Source organism: Streptomyces sp. NPDC028928, from assembly GCF_055564915.1.
Genome location: NZ_JBVHVI010000001.1, coordinates 1,323,630 through 1,339,753, shown reverse-complemented (window position 1 = coordinate 1,339,753; position 16,124 = coordinate 1,323,630). Strand labels below are relative to the sequence as shown.

General features: G+C 73.7%; 14 protein-coding genes. 6 read left to right on the top strand and 8 right to left on the bottom strand.

Annotated elements, in window-relative coordinates:
* Positions 1 to 30: 30 nt before the first annotated feature.
* Genes ACZ4U1_RS05580 through ACZ4U1_RS05570 form a run of 3 tightly spaced genes read left to right on the top strand, consistent with a single transcriptional unit; the run spans position 31 to position 2,557 of the window.
* The gene (locus ACZ4U1_RS05580) at positions 31 to 1,458 is read left to right on the top strand and encodes a S8/S53 family peptidase (RefSeq protein ID WP_467899886.1); all 1,428 of its coding nucleotides are present in this window, start codon (positions 31 to 33) and stop codon (positions 1,456 to 1,458) included.
* Complete coding sequence (locus tag ACZ4U1_RS05575) at positions 1,455 to 2,093, top strand: RNA polymerase sigma factor (protein WP_467899883.1); 639 nt, start codon at positions 1,455 to 1,457, stop codon at positions 2,091 to 2,093. The genes ACZ4U1_RS05580 and ACZ4U1_RS05575 overlap by 4 nt, the downstream gene beginning before the upstream one ends.
* 11 nt (positions 2,094 to 2,104) lie before the next feature.
* Positions 2,105 to 2,557, top strand: coding sequence for a hypothetical protein (locus tag ACZ4U1_RS05570; RefSeq protein ID WP_467900100.1), 453 nt, complete (start codon positions 2,105 to 2,107; stop codon positions 2,555 to 2,557).
* Here ACZ4U1_RS05570 and ACZ4U1_RS05565 read toward each other — a convergent pair.
* From ACZ4U1_RS05565 to ACZ4U1_RS05535, 7 genes are all read right to left on the bottom strand, one after another.
* The gene (locus ACZ4U1_RS05565) at positions 2,547 to 3,344 is read right to left on the bottom strand and encodes an N-formylglutamate amidohydrolase (RefSeq protein WP_467899882.1); all 798 of its coding nucleotides are present in this window, start codon (positions 3,342 to 3,344) and stop codon (positions 2,547 to 2,549) included. The genes ACZ4U1_RS05570 and ACZ4U1_RS05565 overlap by 11 nt on opposite strands.
* A gap of 170 nt (positions 3,345 to 3,514) precedes the next feature.
* Positions 3,515 to 5,734: an NADP-dependent isocitrate dehydrogenase gene (locus ACZ4U1_RS05560; RefSeq protein WP_467899880.1), complete on the bottom strand. Its 2,220-nt coding sequence runs from the start codon at positions 5,732 to 5,734 to the stop codon at positions 3,515 to 3,517.
* Between the two features lie 37 nt (positions 5,735 to 5,771).
* Entirely contained in the window at positions 5,772 to 6,230 is a 459-nt protein-coding gene (locus tag ACZ4U1_RS05555) for a DUF4186 domain-containing protein (protein ID WP_467899879.1), read from the bottom strand.
* A gap of 36 nt (positions 6,231 to 6,266) precedes the next feature.
* Complete coding sequence (locus ACZ4U1_RS05550) at positions 6,267 to 7,025, bottom strand: restriction endonuclease (RefSeq protein WP_467899877.1); 759 nt, start codon at positions 7,023 to 7,025, stop codon at positions 6,267 to 6,269.
* Positions 7,026 to 7,127: 102 nt separating this feature from the next.
* Positions 7,128 to 8,219 (bottom strand): mechanosensitive ion channel family protein, encoded by a 1,092-nt coding sequence (locus ACZ4U1_RS05545; protein ID WP_467899874.1) that lies wholly within the window; start codon positions 8,217 to 8,219, stop codon positions 7,128 to 7,130.
* Positions 8,220 to 8,410: 191 nt separating this feature from the next.
* Positions 8,411 to 9,943: an amino acid permease gene (locus ACZ4U1_RS05540; protein WP_467899872.1), complete on the bottom strand. Its 1,533-nt coding sequence runs from the start codon at positions 9,941 to 9,943 to the stop codon at positions 8,411 to 8,413.
* 56 nt (positions 9,944 to 9,999) lie between these two features.
* Entirely contained in the window at positions 10,000 to 10,986 is a 987-nt protein-coding gene (locus ACZ4U1_RS05535) for a hypothetical protein (RefSeq protein ID WP_467899869.1), read from the bottom strand.
* 253 nt (positions 10,987 to 11,239) lie between these two features.
* On the opposite strand from ACZ4U1_RS05535, the gene ACZ4U1_RS05530 reads away from it, so the two are divergent.
* The 3 genes from ACZ4U1_RS05530 to ACZ4U1_RS05520 are packed head-to-tail and all read left to right on the top strand — an operon-like array spanning position 11,240 to position 15,293.
* A complete protein-coding gene (locus ACZ4U1_RS05530) occupies positions 11,240 to 12,670 on the top strand; it encodes an FGGY family carbohydrate kinase (protein WP_467899867.1) in 1,431 nt (476 codons plus the stop codon).
* Positions 12,667 to 14,070 carry an FAD-dependent oxidoreductase gene (locus ACZ4U1_RS05525; RefSeq protein WP_467899865.1) on the top strand — a complete coding sequence of 468 codons (1,404 nt, stop codon included), beginning with the start codon at positions 12,667 to 12,669 and terminating at the stop codon, positions 14,068 to 14,070. Before ACZ4U1_RS05530 ends, ACZ4U1_RS05525 begins: the two co-directional genes overlap by 4 nt.
* Positions 14,067 to 15,293, top strand: a complete 1,227-nt coding sequence (locus tag ACZ4U1_RS05520; RefSeq protein ID WP_467899864.1) for an NAD(P)/FAD-dependent oxidoreductase — start codon at positions 14,067 to 14,069, stop codon at positions 15,291 to 15,293. The genes ACZ4U1_RS05525 and ACZ4U1_RS05520 overlap by 4 nt, the downstream gene beginning before the upstream one ends.
* Before the next feature lie 27 nt (positions 15,294 to 15,320).
* On the opposite strand, the gene ACZ4U1_RS05515 is transcribed toward ACZ4U1_RS05520, so the two are convergent.
* Complete coding sequence (locus ACZ4U1_RS05515) at positions 15,321 to 16,085, bottom strand: crotonase/enoyl-CoA hydratase family protein (protein WP_467899862.1); 765 nt, start codon at positions 16,083 to 16,085, stop codon at positions 15,321 to 15,323.
* Positions 16,086 to 16,124 lie beyond the last annotated feature (39 nt).

Sequence of the window (16,124 nt, the reverse complement as noted above, 5' to 3'; positions counted from 1 at the left end):
CGAACGCCGTCTTGAGGGGGAGGACACCACATGGCACCACAGCGATTCCACGAGCAGTTCCACCACATCCAGCGCTCCCTGCCGGACGTACCCCTGACCATGGGGCCGGACGACTCGGCAGGGTTCCTCTACGAGAAGGGTGTCGTCCTGGTCCGGGACGGCGAGGAGGCCCGGTACGTCGAGGACGCCGTGCGCACCCACTTCACCGAGACCCAGGGCCTCGTCCCCGACCATGTGCGCCGCGTCGGCCCGCGGGCCGGCCGTACCGGCGTCACCCGGATCCGGGTCGGCGACCCGGCCGAGGGCGAGGACACCGTGCCGCACGCCCTGCGCGCGGTGCGGGAGGCCGAGGAACGCCAGGGCCGGCGGCTCGTCGGCCGCAACCATGTGGTGCACATCGCGGTCAACGCCTGCCCCGGCGACGAGCCGGTGCCCGTCCCGCGCACCGAGCCCGCCAACCCGGCCGCCGCCGAGGGCAGTTACGACCCGGCCACCGCGGTCGGCGTGCTCGTGGTCGACACCGGCCTGGTGCACGACCACCGCTCCTACCCGCTGCTCGCCCACACCACCGGCGACGCCCAGCTGACCGAGACCGACGGCGACGGAGTGCTCCGCCAGTACGTCGGCCACGGCACGTTCATCGCCGGGGTCCTCGCGGCCGTGGCGCCCAACACCGACATCACCGTGCGCGGCACGCTCAACGACGCCGGGGCCGTGCTGGAGTCCGAGTTCGGCGGGCTGCTCTTCGAAGCCGTCGACCGGGACGGCTGGCCGGACATCCTCAGCCTCTCCGCGGGCACGCCCAGCACGGACACCGACGGCCTGATCGGCCTGGACGCGTTCATGCGGGAACTGCGCGAGCAGCGCACCCTGCTGGTGGCCGCCGCCGGCAACAACGGCAGCGACACCCCGTTCTGGCCCGCCGCCTACGCCGCCCTGCCCGAGTACGCCGACTGCGTGCTGTCGGTCGGCGCCCTCCGCGCGGACGGCGAGTTCGGAGCCTGCTTCACCAACCACGGGCCCTGGGTACGCGTCCACGCCCCCGGCGAGCGCCTCACCAGCGCCCTCACCGGCTTCACCACGCCCGTGCCGTACGTCTACCAGCACTCCACCTACGACAGCTGCCGCTTCGGCGACACCGACTACCCCTGCACCTGCCAGTACCCGCGCCACACCGGTGTGCTGAGCGAGGGCCGGGAGAGCACCGGTGCCAAGCCGGACCAGGTGATGTTCGACGGCCTCGCGCAGTGGAGCGGCACCTCCTTCGCCACCCCGGTGGCCGCGGGGCTCGTCGCCGCGCGGATGACGGCGTACCGGGAGCGCGACCCGCGTGCGGCCGGCGCCGGGCTGCTGGCGGCGGCCACGGACCGGGCCGAGGTGCGCGGGGCGCGTGTGACGGCGCTCCGTCCGCCCACCTGGCGACCCGTCCCGGCCATGATCCCGGCACTGCCCGCATGAGGGCCGGAACGCTCCGCTCCACGGCGTACGATGACAGGCCGTACACAAGGGGTGGAGCCGTGGACCGAGCAGAGGTCGGCGCGTTGGTCCAGTCCGCCGTCGACGGGGACGCCGCGGCCTGGAAGGCGCTGGTGGAAGGGATGAGTCCGCTGGTGTGGTCGGTGGTGCGCGCACACCGGCTGTCGGACGCCGACGGGCACGAGGTCTTCCAGACCACGTGGTTCCGCTTCGCCCAGCATCTGGGCCGGATACGGGAACCCGACAAGGCCGGTGCCTGGCTGGCCAGTACGGCCCGGCACGAGTGCCTGAAGGTGCTCAAGGGCCTGGCGCGGCTGACCCTGACCGACGATCCGCGGGTGCTGGACCGGGCCAGCGAGGAACGGACGCCCGAGGAGTCGCTGATCGACTCGGAGGAGGAGGCGGACCGGGCCGAGCGGGTCCGCCGCCTGTGGCAGGAACTGGACGGACTGGGCGAGCGCTGCCGGCAGTTGCTGCGTGTGCTGATGGCCTCGCCGCCGCCCAGCTACGGGGAGATCTCGGCCGCGCTCGGTATCGCGGTCGGCAGCATCGGTCCGCTGCGCCAGCGCTGTCTGCGCCGGCTGCGGGCCCGGATGAACGCGCGGGGTGCGGTGTGAACGGCGACGGGATGCCCGAGGGGCCGGAGGAGTTCGCGGACGCCCTGCTGGAGGAGGAGCTGCGCCAGGCCGCCGCCGTCCTGGACCCGGTCCCGGCCGAGCTGCTCCAGACGGCCCTGGACGCCTTCGCGTTGCACGACCTGGACGCCCGCCTGGCCGAGCTGACCTTCGACTCGCTCGTGGACGCGCTGCCGGTCCGGGGGGTCACGGACGCGCCGCGCATGCTCACGTTCCGCGCGGGCGGGACGACCGTCGACGTGGAGGTCACCGAGGACGGCCTGATCGGCCAGCTGCTGCCACCGCAGTCGGCCCGCATCGAGGTCCTCGGCGGCCCCCAGGCCACCCGTCCGCTCACCGCCGATCCCCTGGGCCGCTTCACCAGCGACACCCCACCGTCCGGTCCGTTCGCCCTGCGCCTGCGGACCGGCGCGGAGCTGATCGTCACGGAGTGGCTCAGGGCCTGACCGAGTCGACGAGCGCGGCCAGCGCGGTGGCGAGCCGGTCCAGGCCGGGACCGGCGGGGCCGCCCGGCTCCGTCATGTACGTGTCCCGGCGGATCTCCACCATCAGGGCGCTGACCCGGGCGTCCGTGCCGTAGAAGTCCAGCGGTACGTATGTGCCGGCGAACGGGCTGTCCAGGCCCGTCCCGCCGCAGGCGGCGAACGCCTCGCGGGCGGACGCCGTCAGCCCCGGCGGGGTGTGGAAGGTGTCCGTGCCGAGGCAGACCGGAGGGCGCGGGCCGGCGCCGTGGAGTTCGTACGGGAGCGGTTCGGCCGGGTACGAGTGGACATCGATGATCACGGCCCGGCCGGTCGCGGCCAGCCGGTCGGCCACCGCCTGCGTCATGGCCGCGGCGTACGGCCGGAAGTAGCGGGCGAGCAGGGGCTCCGGGTCGGTGTCCGCGGGCCGCAGCTCGGACCGGTGCGTGGTCCGCGTGTACACCGCGCCCATGCCGACGGCCGTCATCTCCTCCCGCTCGTCCGGGAACCGCTCCGGGTCCACCACCAGCCGCGAGAGCCGGTTCACGAACCGCCAGGGGCGGACCCCGGCGAGCGCGGCGGCCCGCTCGGCGATCTCGGCGGTGTGCGCGTCCGTGATGTGGTCCAGCTCCCGCTCCAGCTCCGCGCCGTCCAGCACGATGCCGGCCCGCACGTCGTCCGGTATCGCCCGCGCGGAATGCGGCACATGCAGCAGCACCGGCGAGTCGGCGGCACCGGGGAGGAGTGCGAACGAGGGGGCGGTCTGGGACACCGGCTGCTCCTGGGGTGGTGGGGGCGTGCACGATCAAGGTGCCATACGGCACCGACAACGGCTCCCGCCCCGCACGCCTCCGCCCCGGCCGGGGGTTCCCGGCCGGGGCGGAGGGCACGTCGGCTCGGCGGCCCAGGCGCCGCAGGCGCCGGCTCAGGCCGCCGCAGGCACTAGCTCAGGGACGCCAGCGCCTCGTTCCAGGTGGCCGACGGGCGCATGACCGCGTCCGCCTTGGCCTTGTCGACCTGGTAGTAGCCGCCGATGTCGGCCGGCTTGCCCTGGACCGCGTTCAGCTCCTCCACGATCTTCTGCTCGTTGGCCGCGAGGGTCTCGGCGAGCGGCGCGAAGGCCTTCGCGAGGTCGGCGTCCTCGGTCTGCCGGGCCAGCTCCTGCGCCCAGTACAGGGACAGGTAGAAGTGGCTGCCGCGGTTGTCGATGCCGCCGACGCGGCGGGTCGGGGACTTGTCCTCGTTGAGGAAGGTCGCCGTGGCGCGGTCGAGGGCGTCGGCGAGGACCTTGGCGCGGGTGTTGCCGGTGGCCTCCGCGTACTGCTCGAAGGACGGGACCAGGGCGAAGAACTCACCGAGGGAGTCCCAGCGCAGGTAGTTCTCCTTGACCAGCTGCTGGACGTGCTTCGGCGCGGAGCCGCCGGCGCCCGTCTCGAACAGGCCGCCGCCCGCCATCAGCGGGACGACCGACAGCATCTTGGCGCTGGTGCCCAGCTCCAGGATGGGGAAGAGGTCGGTCAGGTAGTCGCGCAGCACGTTGCCGGTCACCGAGATGGTGTTCTCGCCGCGGCGGATGCGCTCCACCGACAGCTTGGTGGCCTCGACCGGGGACAGGATGCGGATGTCCAGGCCCTCGGTGTCGTGCTCCGGCAGGTACTGCTTGACCTTGGCGATCAGCTGCGCGTCGTGGGCGCGGTTCTCGTCCAGCCAGAACACCGCCGGGTCGCCGGTGGCGCGGGCGCGGGTGACGGCCAGCTTGACCCAGTCGCGGATCGGGGCGTCCTTGGTCTGGCAGGCGCGGAAGATGTCGCCCTGCGCGACCGGCTGCTCGATCAGCACGTTGCCGGCCTGGTCGGTCAGGCGGACCGTGCCGGCGGCCGGGATCTCGAAGGTCTTGTCGTGGGAGCCGTACTCCTCGGCCTTCTGCGCCATCAGGCCGACGTTCGGGACCGAGCCCATGGTCGACGGGTCGTAGGCGCCGTTGGCCCGGCAGTCGTCGATGACGGCCTGGTAGACGCCGGCGTAGGAGGAGTCCGGGATCACGGCGAGGGCGTCGTGCTCCTGGCCGTCCGCGCCCCACATGTGGCCGGAGGTGCGGATCATGGCCGGCATCGAGGCGTCGATGATGACGTCCGACGGCACGTGCAGGTTGGTGATGCCCTTGTCCGAGTCGACCATGGCCAGGTCCGGGCCCTCGGCGATCTCGGCGTCGAAGGAGGCCTTGATCTCGGCGCCCTCGGGCAGGCTCTCCAGGCCCTTGAGGATGCCGCCGAGGCCGTCGTTCGGGGTGAGGCCGGCGGCCTTGAGGGTCTCGCCGTACTTCGCGAACGTCTTCGGGAAGAAGGCGCGCACCACGTGACCGAAGATGATCGGGTCGGAGACCTTCATCATCGTGGCCTTCAGGTGCACGGAGAACAGGACGCCCTCCGCCTTGGCGCGGGCGACCTGCGCGGCGAGGAAGGTGTTCAGCTCGGCGACGCGCATGACGGAGGCGTCGACGACCTCGCCCGCCCGGACCGGTACGGACTCCTTCAGCACGGTGGTGGTGCCGTCCTCGCCGACCAGCTCGATCTTCAGCGTGCCGTCCTCGGAGACGACGACGGACTTCTCGGTGGAGCGGAAGTCGTTCTCACCCATGGTCGCCACGTTGGTCTTGGACTCGGGGGTCCAGGCGCCCATGCGGTGCGGGTGGGTCTTGGCGTAGTTCTTCACCGAGGCGGGGGCGCGGCGGTCGGAGTTGCCCTCGCGCAGGACCGGGTTGACGGCGGAGCCCTTGATCTTGTCGTAGCGGGCGCGGATCTCGCGCTCCTCGTCGGTCTTCGGGTCGTCCGGGTAGTCCGGGAGCGCGTAGCCCTTGCCCTGCAACTCGGCGATGGCGGCCTTCAGCTGCGGGATGGACGCCGAGATGTTCGGCAGCTTGATGATGTTGGCGGCCGGGGTCTTGGCCAGCTCACCCAGCTCGGTCAGCGCGTCGGGGATGCGCTGGTCCTCGTTCAGGTACTCCGGGAAGACGGCGATGATGCGCCCGGCCAGCGAGATGTCGCGCGTCTCCACGGGCACACCGGCCTGCGAGGCGTACGCCTGGATCACCGGCAGGAACGAGTGCGTCGCCAGGGCCGGGGCCTCGTCTGTGTAGGTGTAGATGATGGTCGAGTCAGTCACCGGGTGCTCCGCTCCACGTCTGTAACATTGCTCGACATCAAGATATCTCGTGATCGGGGTCGGCTCGACAGGGGTCCTGGCCGGAAAAAGTGCCGTCCGCCATCTCGCGCGCGATCCAGCGGCAGATCACGTCCACCACGTACACGTGTTCGGGCCGGGTCAGCTCCCGCCCCTTGGGGATGCCGTGCCAGCGCTCCAGGCAGCTCCGGCAGCAGGTGGCGGTCGCGTGCTGGGCCACGAACACCGGGTGACCGCGGTACGGCGTCTGCTTCCCGTCCTTGTACGGCTCGGCCGGCGCCAGCCGCCGCGCGATCAGGTCGTAGGCGTGCCACCGGATGGTCGCCGGCCCTTTCAGCCGGGCGGTCGCCCGGTCCCGGCCGCGCAGGTGGAACCTCGCCCGGAACGGCTGGCGCGCGAGGGCGTCCAGGCGCTGGTCCAGCGCCCGGGGATCGGGGGAGGGCCGCCCGGGCGAGCCGGGGCCGGGGGAGGAGGTCATGCTGCTTCGAGCGTAGCCCGGGTCCGGGCCGTCCGGTCAGGGCCCGACATCCGTCCGGTGCCAGGGGCTGTGGCCCGTGCCCAGGTGCCAGGCCCGGAGGTCGTCGCCGTTCACGCAGACGATCCCGCACATCCGGGCGTACTCCAGAGCGGGCTCGGTGAAGTCGCTGGTGGTGACGACCGCCGCGACATCGGCCTCGTGGATGGTGAAGCAGGTTCCCCCGAAGCGCTGCATGTCCTGGGAACCGACCTTGTTGTCGTCACCGTACTGCTTACACTGGATGACCAGACGCCGCCCGTCCGGGGTGACCGCGACGACGTCCGCCCCGAGGTCGCCGGCTCCTCCCACCACCTCCACGTCGCGGCAGCCGCCGCGGACACACAGCTCCGCCACGGCCTGCTCGAAGGCGTCGGGGGCCAGCTCGGCGTAGTCGGCCGTGAGCGGGAAGGGGGCGGGCTCGTCCGCCGGTGCCGCCGCTCCGTCCGGCGCCGTGGCGCGGAGTGTGCCGGCGGCGGTGTCGGCGGCTTCCTCCAGCGCCCGGGCGGCCCGGCGCGCGTACCTCCAGGCGGAGAAGCGGCGCCGCCCGGAACGGAACCTCAGCGCGGCGGCCAGGCCGAGTACCGCCAGCACACAGGCCCACAGCGGGCGGCGTTCGACCATGCCGGCAGCCGTACGCGCCACGAACGCCAGGACGCACAGGATGATCGCGAGCAGGACGAAGAACATCGCGGTGCTGCGCAGATCGAAGCGCCGCCGGCGCTCCGCCCGACGGATGCGGCGCACGGGTATGGTCATGCCGGCTCCTCCTGACAGCGACGACGATCTCTGGCTACGGATGCCCAAGATCGCCGACTGCTCCCATGAGGAGGGGCGGCGACGGGGCGCCGCCGGCCGCTCCTAGTCGGACAGGGCCGCCTCGTCGGCGATGTCCTGCCCGCTGCGCTGCTGCGGAATCACCACCGAGCCCTGCTGGAGGGAGACCGTGCGAGCGGGGGCCGGGATGCGGATGCCCTCCTCGCGGTAGCGGCGGTGGAGGCGCTTGATGAACTCGTGCTTGATCCGGTACTGGTCGCTGAACTCGCCGACGCCGAGGATCACCGTGAAGCCGATCCGGGAGTCGCCGAAGGTGTGGAAGCGGATGGCGGGTTCGTGGTCGGGCACGGCGCCCGTGACGTCCGTCATGACCTCCGTGACCACCTCCGCGGTCACCCGCTCGACGTGCTCCAGGTCGGAGTCGTAGCTCACCCCGACCTGCACCAGGACGGTCAGTTCCTGCTCGGGGCGCGTGTAGTTGGTCATGTTCGCCTTGGCGAGCTGGCCGTTGGGGATGACCACCAGGTTGTTGGAGAGCTGGCGGACCGTCGTCTGGCGCCAGTTGATGTCGACGACGTAGCCCTCCTCACCGCTGCTCAGCCGGATGTAGTCGCCCGGCTGGACGGTCTTGGAGGCGAGGATGTGGATGCCCGCGAAGAGGTTGGCGAGCGTGTCCTGCAGGGCCAGGGCGACGGCCAGACCGCCCACGCCCAGGGCGGTGAGCAGCGGCGCTATGGAGATGCCGAGGGTCTGGAGGACCACCAGGAACCCGATCGCCAGGACCAGGACCCGGGTGATGTTGACGAAGATGGTCGCCGAGCCCGCGACCCCCGAGCGGGACTGGGTGACCGAGCGGACCAGGCCGGCGATCACCCGGGCCGCGGAGAAGGTCACCACGACGATCAGCCAGACCTCGAGCACCTGGTCGACGTGGTGCTGGACGGTCCGGGTGAACGGCAGTACGACCGTCGCCGCCGCCGCGCCGCCCGCGATCGCCGCCCACGGGACGACCGAGCGCAGCGCGTCCACGATGACGTCGTCGCCGCTCCACCGGGTTCGCTTGGCGTGCTTGGCGAGCCAGCGCAGCAGGGTGCGCGACATGAAGGCGAGCACCAGGCCGGCCGCCAGGGCGATACCGGCGAGGACGAGGTCGTCCAGGGTCAGCGCGCGGTTCACCGGTCACCTCCGGGGCGCGCGGCCGCTGCGGAGAGCCGTTTGTGAAGTCTCGTCACGTTGTCACCTGCTCGATGTCCGGGATGTGCGATCGCGCCGGCCGAAAGGAACTCCGGTGACCGGCGCGCTCGTTCATCCTGCCGTATCCGGCACTCCAGTTCGTACCGGGACCGGTGCTCTTCGGGCAGTCGGGCTCAGATGATGCCCTCGGCGAGTTCCGCCTGGTCGCGGTCGCTGCCGTACGCCGCCGTGGTGGGGGTGCCGTACGAGCGGCGGGCGACGTACCACCAGACGCTGGCGAGGACGAGGACCACGGCGAGGGCGACGGAGGCGTAGTTCATCGTGCCGACCGTGACCGGCGACGCCTGCGGCAGGCAGAACAGCACCGTCACACAGGCCACCCAGACGACCGCGATCCAGCCGATGGGCCTGCTCCAGCGGCCCAGGTGCCACGGACCCGGCTGGAAACGGTCGCCGGCGCGCAGCCGCAGGAACACCGGGATGGCGTAGGCCGGGGTGATGCCGATGACGTTGATGGCGGTCACCGCGTTGTACGCCGTCGCCGAGTACAGCGACGGCAGCGCGAGGACGCAGGCCACGACGACGGACAGCCAGACGGCGGCCACCGGGGTCTGGGTGCGGCCGCTCACCTTGCGCCACAGGTGCGAGCCGGGCAGCGCGCCGTCCCGGCTGAACGCGAACACCATCCGGCTGGCCGCGGCGACCTCGGCGTTCCCGCAGAACAGCTGCGCGACGACGACCACGAGGAGCAGGGCGCCGGCGCCGTCGGTGCCGAGCCCGTCCAGCAGGATCTGGGCGGGCGGCACACCGGTGTCGGTGGTGCGCGTGGCGTCGTAGTCCTGGATGGCGAAGGTGAGTCCGGCCAGCAGCACGAAGCCGGCGAGCCAGGACGCCCAGATGGCGCGGACGATGCCTCGGGACGCGGCCACCGAGGCGTGCGAGGTCTCCTCCGAGAGGTGGGCGGAGGCGTCGTAGCCGGAGAAGGTGTACTGCGCGAGGAGCAGGCCGATCGCGGCGACGTACAGCGGGTTGTCCCAGCCGGTCTCGTTGACGAACTCGGTGAACACGAAGGACGGCGACCGGTGGTGGTCGGGGAAGATCGCCAGCGCGCCGACGATCAGCGCGACGCCGGCCAGGTGCCACCACACGCTGACCGAGTTCAGCAGGCTGACCAGGCGGACGCCGAACAGGTTCAGCACCGCGTGCAGCAGCAGGATGGCGCAGAAGATCAGCATGGTCCTGCCGGGCGTCGGCACGAAGCCCCACTGGAGGTTGGCGAACGCGCCGGCGAACAGGGCGGCGCCGTAGTCGATGCCGGCGATCGCGCCGAGCAGGCCGAGCAGGTTCAGCCAGCCGGTGTACCAGCCCCAGCGCCGGCCGCCGAGCCGGTCCGCCATGTAGTACAGCGCGCCGGAGGTCGGGTAGGCGCTGGTGACCTCGGCGAGCGCGAGGCCGACGCACAGCACGAACAGGCCGACGCCGGCCCAGCCCCACAGCATCACGGCGGGGCCGCCGGTGTTCAGGCCGAAGCCGTACAGGGTCATGCAGCCGGACAGGATCGAGATCACCGAGAAGCTGATCGCGAAGTTGCCGAAGCCGCCCATGCGGCGGGCCAGCACGGGCCGGTAGCCGAGTTCGCGCAGCCGCTGCTCCTCGTCCTGCTGCGGCAGACCGGGGGAGGGCGCTGGATCGGGGGTGCGGGACATGCGGAAACCTCCGGGATCGACAGGCTTGCGAACGGGAGCGCGTACGCGTGGTGAGTTCAGGGGCCCGAGCCCTCCGCGGCGGCCCGGCAGCGCTCCCGGGCCTGTACGAAGACCTCCACGGCACGCTCCCGGTCCGGGGTGCGGTACATCCAGGGCGGGGGCGTGAAGTAAGGGCCGATCGCCTCGAACACCCGTGCCGCTTCCCGGAACTGAAGGGAGCCCCACAGGGCGTGGGCCAGGTGGTTGAGGTCCGGCAGCGCGCGCTCGGCGGGCCGGGTCCGCTCGAACCAGGAGTGCAGCGCGCGCCGCGCCTCCCGGGCCGCCTCCTCCACCACCCAGTGCAGGTCCAGCGCCGCGTCGTGCCCGCTGTCCCGGCGGTACCGCTCGACCCGGACGTACAGCGGCAGCAGGTGCAGCGCGGAACCGGGCGGGGCCTGGCCGGCGGCCCACTGCGCGTACCCGGCGGCCTCCGCGAGCCGGCCGGAACCACCGCGGGCGTACAGGAACTGCAGCATCCGGTGGTGGGCCTCGCGGTTGAACGGGTCGCGCCGGCCGGCCTCGGCCAGCAGCCCCCAGGGGCCCGGCGGCAGAACCGGCTCGGGCGCGGCGGCCCGGTGCTCCTCCCAGCGCTGCTCCGGATCGAGCTGGGCCAGCGCCAGCAGGCACACCCAGGGCACCGGGTCCCGCGGGGCGGCCGCGGTGGCCGACTGGGCCGCGTCCCACGCCTCGATCCACAACTCGTGGGTACGACGGTGCCGTTCCCGCCGGGCGCGCAGGGCCCGCTCCACGCCGACCCGGGCGTGCATCACCACCGCGTGGGCGCTGCCCGGCTCCTCGGCGAGCCAGGCCCGCACCACGTCGGTGCCGGCCGCGGCCGCCGCGAGGACCTGGGTGCGCTGGGTCCACTGCCACCACTGCGTGGTCTCCGCGAGCAGGGTGCGCATGGCCATCCAGCGGCCGGTGCGCAGATCCTGGAGGGCGGCGCGCAGGGCGTGGTCGGGTCCGGCGGGGTCGTAGGAGGGGCGGGCTCCGTCTCTGGCCATCAGCCGCAGGCCCCCGGCCACGGGCGCACGGGCGTGGTGGCGGGGTGACGTTGCAACAGCCCTCCCCTGGGCGGTGACGGAGATACCTCGTGTGGTCGGCGGTCACTATAGAGGTGCGGGTTGCGACGGACCATTGTTGCCAACTCAACAACCGGGTCCGCGAGTTGGTGGCCGGGAGGAAGACCTTGACTCCGGGACCGGGGCGGCGGCAGGCTGGCGCGGTGATCTTCGGGACGGGAGCGGAGGACGTGTGATGACCGGGCCGGTGCTCGCTGTGGACCAGGGCACGTCCGGCACCAAGGCGCTCGTGGTCTGCCCGGAACGCGGGATCCTCGGCAGCGGATTCGCCGAGGTGCGCCCCCGTCATCTGCCCGGCGGCCTGGTCGAGGTGGATCCGACGCAGTTGTACGACTCGGTGGTCGAGGCCGGCCGGCGTGCGCTCGCCGAGGCCGGTGAGGACGTCGTCGCGCTCGGCCTCGCCAACCAGGGCGAGACCGTCCTCGCCTGGGACCCGGCCACCGGCCGCCCGCTGACCGACGCCCTGGTCTGGCAGGACCGGCGGGCCGAGACCGTCTGTGCCGGACTCGCCGACCACGCGGAGGAGTTGCGGCAGCTGACCGGGCTGCCCCTCGACCCCTACTTCGCCGCGCCCAAGATGGCCTGGATCCGCCGCCACCTCACCCGCGAGGGCGTCGTCACCACCTCCGACGCCTGGCTGGTCCACCGCCTCACCGGCGCCTTCGCCACCGACGCCGCCACCGCCGGCCGCACCCAGCTCCTGGACCTGGACCGCGCCGAGTGGTCCCCGCGCGCCCTCGACCTCTACGGCCTGGCCGGCGAGGACCTGCCCGAGGTGACCGACGCCGCGCAACCGGTCGGCACCACCCGGGCGTTCGGCCCCGAGATCCCGCTCACCGGACTCATCGTCGACCAGCAGGCCGCCCTGCTCGCCCAGCGCGTCACCGCCCCCGGCACCGCCAAGTGCACCTACGGCACCGGCGCGTTCCTGCTCGCGCACACCGGCGACCGCCCCCGGCGCGGCGGCTCCGGCCTGGTCAGCTGCGTGGCCTGGCGGCTCGCCGGAACCACCAGCTACTGCCTGGACGGCCAGGTCTACACGGCCGCCTCCGCCGTCCGCTGGCTCACCGACCTCGGTGTCATCTCCTCCGCCGCCGACCTCGACCGGGTCGGCGACGCCGTCCCCGACAGCGGCGGGGTCACCTTCGTCCCGGCCCTCGCCGGACTCGCCGCCCCCTGGTGGCGGGGCGACGTACGCGGCTCCCTCACCGGACTCGGCCTCGACACCACCCCCGGGCACCTCGTGCGCGCCCTGTGCGAGGGCATCGCCGCCCAGGTCGCCGAACTCGCCGAGGCCGCCGCCGGCGACCTGGGCGCGCCGCTGACCACGCTCCGCGTCGACGGCGGACTCACCCGCTCCGCGCTCCTCATGCAGACCCAGGCCGACCTGCTGCAACGCCCCGTCGAGGTGTCATCGCTGCCCGACGCCACCGCGCTCGGCGCCGCCACCCTCGCCCGCCTCGGCGCGCACCCTGGGCTGGGCGTCGAGGAGGCCCTGCCCGAGGGAAAGCCCGCCGTCGTGTACGAGCCCCGTGTCCCGGCCGGTCAGGCGGCCGAGCGTCGTGCCCGGTTTCGTGGTGCCGTCGCGGGTCTTCTGGGCTCGTGAGGGTCACCGCGGGCGGTCCGCTGCCGTCGACGCCGTACGACGTGGCGATCGTCGGCGCCGGCGTGGTGGGCTGCGCCATCGCCCGTGAACTGGCCCGCCGGCCCCGGCTGCGCGTCGCCCTGGTCGAGGCCCAGGACGACGTCGGCCAGGGCACCTCCAAGGCCAACACCGCGATCCTGCACACCGGTTTCGACGCGACCCCCGGCACCCTGGAGGCCCGGCTGGTCCGCGAGGGGTACGCGCGGCTCGGCGCCTACGCGGCCGAGACCGGCATCCCCGTCGAACGGGTCGGCGCGCTGCTGGTCGCCTGGGACGAGGAGCAACTCGCCGCGCTGCCCCGGCTGGCCGAGAAGGCCGAGCGCAACGCGTACCCGGACACCGTCCTGCTCGGCCCCGAGGAGCTGTACGCCCGCGAGCCGCATCTCGGCCCGGGCGCGCTCGGCGCCCTGCACGTCCCCGGCGAGAGCATCATCTGCCCCTGGACCACGACCCTCGCCTACGCCACCCAGGCGGTCCGCGCCGGAGCCGACCTGCACCTGAACACGGCCGTCCGGCAGGTGCGTCCGGCGGACGGGCACCTGCTGACCACCAGCCGGGGCACCCTGCGCGCCCGCCACCTGGTCAACGCGGCCGGGCTGCACGCCGACACCCTGGACCGCGCCCTCGGCCACGACGACTTCACCGTCACCCCGCGCCGCGGCCAGCTCCTCGTCCACGACAAGCTCGCCCGCCCCCTCGTCCGGCACATCCTCCTGCCCGTGCCGACCGCCCTCGGCAAGGGCGTCCTGGTCGCCCCGACCGTCTACGGCAACGTCCTGCTCGGCCCCACCGCCGAGGACCTGCACGACAAACGGGCCACCGGATCCACCGCCGACGGGCTGGCCGCGCTGCGGGACAAGGGCCGGCGCATCCTGCCCGCCCTGCTGGAGGAGGAGGTCACCGCCGTCTACGCCGGGCTGCGCGCGGCCACCGGACACGAGGACTACCGCATCACCGCGCACCCCGGGCAGGCGTACGTCACCGTCGGCGGCATCCGCTCCACCGGGCTGACCGCGTCCCTGGCCATCGCCGCCCACGTCACCGGCCTGCTCGCGGAGAACGGACTCGACCTCGGGCCGGTACGCGAGCCGGAGCCACTGACCATGCCCAACCTCGGCGAGGCCTTCCCGCGCCCCTACCAGCGGCCCGACCTCATCGCCGCCGACCCCGAGTACGGCACCCTCGTCTGCCACTGCGAGCGCGTCTCCCGCGGGGAGATCCGCGACGCCCTCGCCAGTACCGTCCCGCCCCGCAGCCTGGAGGGCCTGCGCCGCCGCACCCGCGCCGGGGCCGGCCGCTGCCAGGGCTTCTACTGCGGGGCGGCCGTACGGGAGTTGTTCGAGCGGGGGCTGACGTCATGACGACCCCGCGTCACGTGGACGTCCTCGTCGTCGGCGCCGGTCCCGCCGGGCTCGCCGCCGCCGCGCGGCTGGCCGCCGCCGGTGCCGGACGCGTGGAGGTGCTGGAGCGGGAGCAGCAGCCCGGCGGAGTGCCCCGGACGTGCGCGCACGGCGGCTTCGGCACCTGGACGCACCCACTGACCGGGCCCCGCTACGCCCGCCTGCTCACGGAGGCCGCCGAGCGGGCCGGTGCCACCCTCCGGACCGGGGTGACGGCGCTGGACTGGGCGACGGCGGGACCCGTGCTCACCACCGTGGGGCCCGGCGGCCCGGAGACCGTCGAGGCGCGGGCGGTCGTCCTCGCCACCGGCGCCCGCGAACGCCCGCGCGCCGCCCGCCTGGTGCCCGGCACCCGCCCCGCCGGCGTCTACACCACCGGCGAACTCCAGCAGGCGGTCCACCTGTTCGGGCAACCCATCGGCACCCGCGCCGTCGTGGTCGGTGCGGCGGACGTCTCCTACGCGGCGGCCGGCACCGTCCGCGCGGCCGGCGCCGAGGTCGTCGCGCTGGTCACCGAGCACCCGCGCGCCCAGACCGGTCGCGCCCGTGCCCGGACGGCCCGGCTGCGCCACGGCATCCCCCTGCTGACCGACACCACCGTCACCGAACTCCTCGGCCAGGGACGGCTGTCCGGCGTCCGCGTCCGCCACCGGGACGGCCGTACGACCGTACTGCCCTGTGACACCGTGGTGTTCACCGGCGACTTCGTGCCCGAGCACGAACTGGCCCGGCGTGGCGGCCTCACCCTGGACCCGGGCACCCGCGGTCCCGCCGTCGGCGCCACCCTGCACACCTCACGCCCCGGTGTCTTCGCCGCCGGCAACGTGCTGCACGCCGTGGAGCCCGCCGGCACCGCGGCCCGCGAGGGCGTCCGGGCGGCCGGCGCGGTGCTGGAGTTCCTGGCGGGCGCGCCCTGGCCGGACCCGGGCGTCCCCGTGGCCGTCGAGGCGCCGCTGCGCTGGATCGCCCCGAACCGCGTCACCCCGGCCGGCCCGCCGACCCGTCACGTGCTGCGCACCGGCATCCCGCTGCCCCGCCCGGTCCTGTACGTCCACCAGGACGGCCGCCTCCTCCACCGGGAGCGAGGCGCCACCGCCCTGCCCGACCGCACCGTGACCCTCACCGCCCGCTGGCACGACCGCGTCGACCCCGGGGGCGGGGAGGTACGGGTGAGCACCGGCTGACCGCGGGGCTGCCGGGGGAGCGGCGGTTCACGAGTCCGTGAACGACCCGTGCCGTCCGGCACCCGACGCGAACCGGGCGGCGCCCCGCGCGCTCTCGGCCAGCACACCCATGCCCCACCGGAGTTCGCCGCGCAGCGCCGTCTCCTCGTCCTGCCCCTCCTGGTTCAGGACCGACGCCCGGTCACCGCGCAGACAGGCCTGCGGGAAGCGGGCGATCTGCGCCGCCAGCGCCTCCGCCTCGGCGCGGGCCCGTCCGGTGGGGACCAGCCGGTTCGCCAGACCCATCTCGTGCGCCTCGCGGGCCGGGACCGGGCGGCCGGTGAGGATCATGTCCAGGGCCCGGCCGGTGCCGATCAGCCGGGGCAGCCGTACCGTGCCGCCGTCGATCAGGGGCACGCCCCAGCGGCGGCAGAACACCCCGAACACCGCGTCCTCCTCGACGACCCGCAGATCGCACCACAGGGCCAGTTCGAGCCCGCCCGCGACCGCGTGCCCGGCCACCGCCGCGATCACCGGCTTGGACAGCCGCATCCGCGTCGGCCCCATCGGCCCGTCGCCTTCCTCCGCCACCCGGTTGCCGCGTTCCGTGCCGATCGCCTTCAGGTCCGCGCCCGCGCAGAAGGTGCCGCCCTCGCCCCACAGCACCGCCACCCGGGCGCCGTCGTCCGCCTCGAACTCCCGGAACGCGGCGGCGAGTTCGGCGGCCGTCGGACCGTCCACCGCGTTGCGGGCCTCCGGCCGGGACAGGACGACCGTGGTGACGTACTCCTTGCGTTCTGCGCGGACCGGCACGGTGCGTGCTCCTTCTCCGGGGGCGGCTCGGAGGGCCAC

What these genes read in the sequence shown, in the direction of transcription:
- ACZ4U1_RS05535 (WP_467899869.1), bottom strand. Translation starts at nt 10,986, where the DNA reads ATGGCCAGAGACGGAGCCCGCCCCTCCTACGACCCCGCCGGACCCGAC.
- ACZ4U1_RS05570 (WP_467900100.1), top strand. Translation starts at nt 2,105, where the DNA reads ATGCCCGAGGGGCCGGAGGAGTTCGCGGACGCCCTGCTGGAGGAGGAG.
- ACZ4U1_RS05540 (WP_467899872.1), bottom strand. Translation starts at nt 9,943, where the DNA reads ATGTCCCGCACCCCCGATCCAGCGCCCTCCCCCGGTCTGCCGCAGCAG.
- ACZ4U1_RS05520 (WP_467899864.1), top strand. Translation starts at nt 14,067, where the DNA reads ATGACGACCCCGCGTCACGTGGACGTCCTCGTCGTCGGCGCCGGTCCC.
- ACZ4U1_RS05580 (WP_467899886.1), top strand. Translation starts at nt 31, where the DNA reads ATGGCACCACAGCGATTCCACGAGCAGTTCCACCACATCCAGCGCTCC.
- ACZ4U1_RS05550 (WP_467899877.1), bottom strand. Translation starts at nt 7,025, where the DNA reads ATGACCATACCCGTGCGCCGCATCCGTCGGGCGGAGCGCCGGCGGCGC.
- ACZ4U1_RS05555 (WP_467899879.1), bottom strand. Translation starts at nt 6,230, where the DNA reads ATGACCTCCTCCCCCGGCCCCGGCTCGCCCGGGCGGCCCTCCCCCGAT.
- ACZ4U1_RS05530 (WP_467899867.1), top strand. Translation starts at nt 11,240, where the DNA reads ATGACCGGGCCGGTGCTCGCTGTGGACCAGGGCACGTCCGGCACCAAG.
- ACZ4U1_RS05575 (WP_467899883.1), top strand. Translation starts at nt 1,455, where the DNA reads ATGAGGGCCGGAACGCTCCGCTCCACGGCGTACGATGACAGGCCGTAC.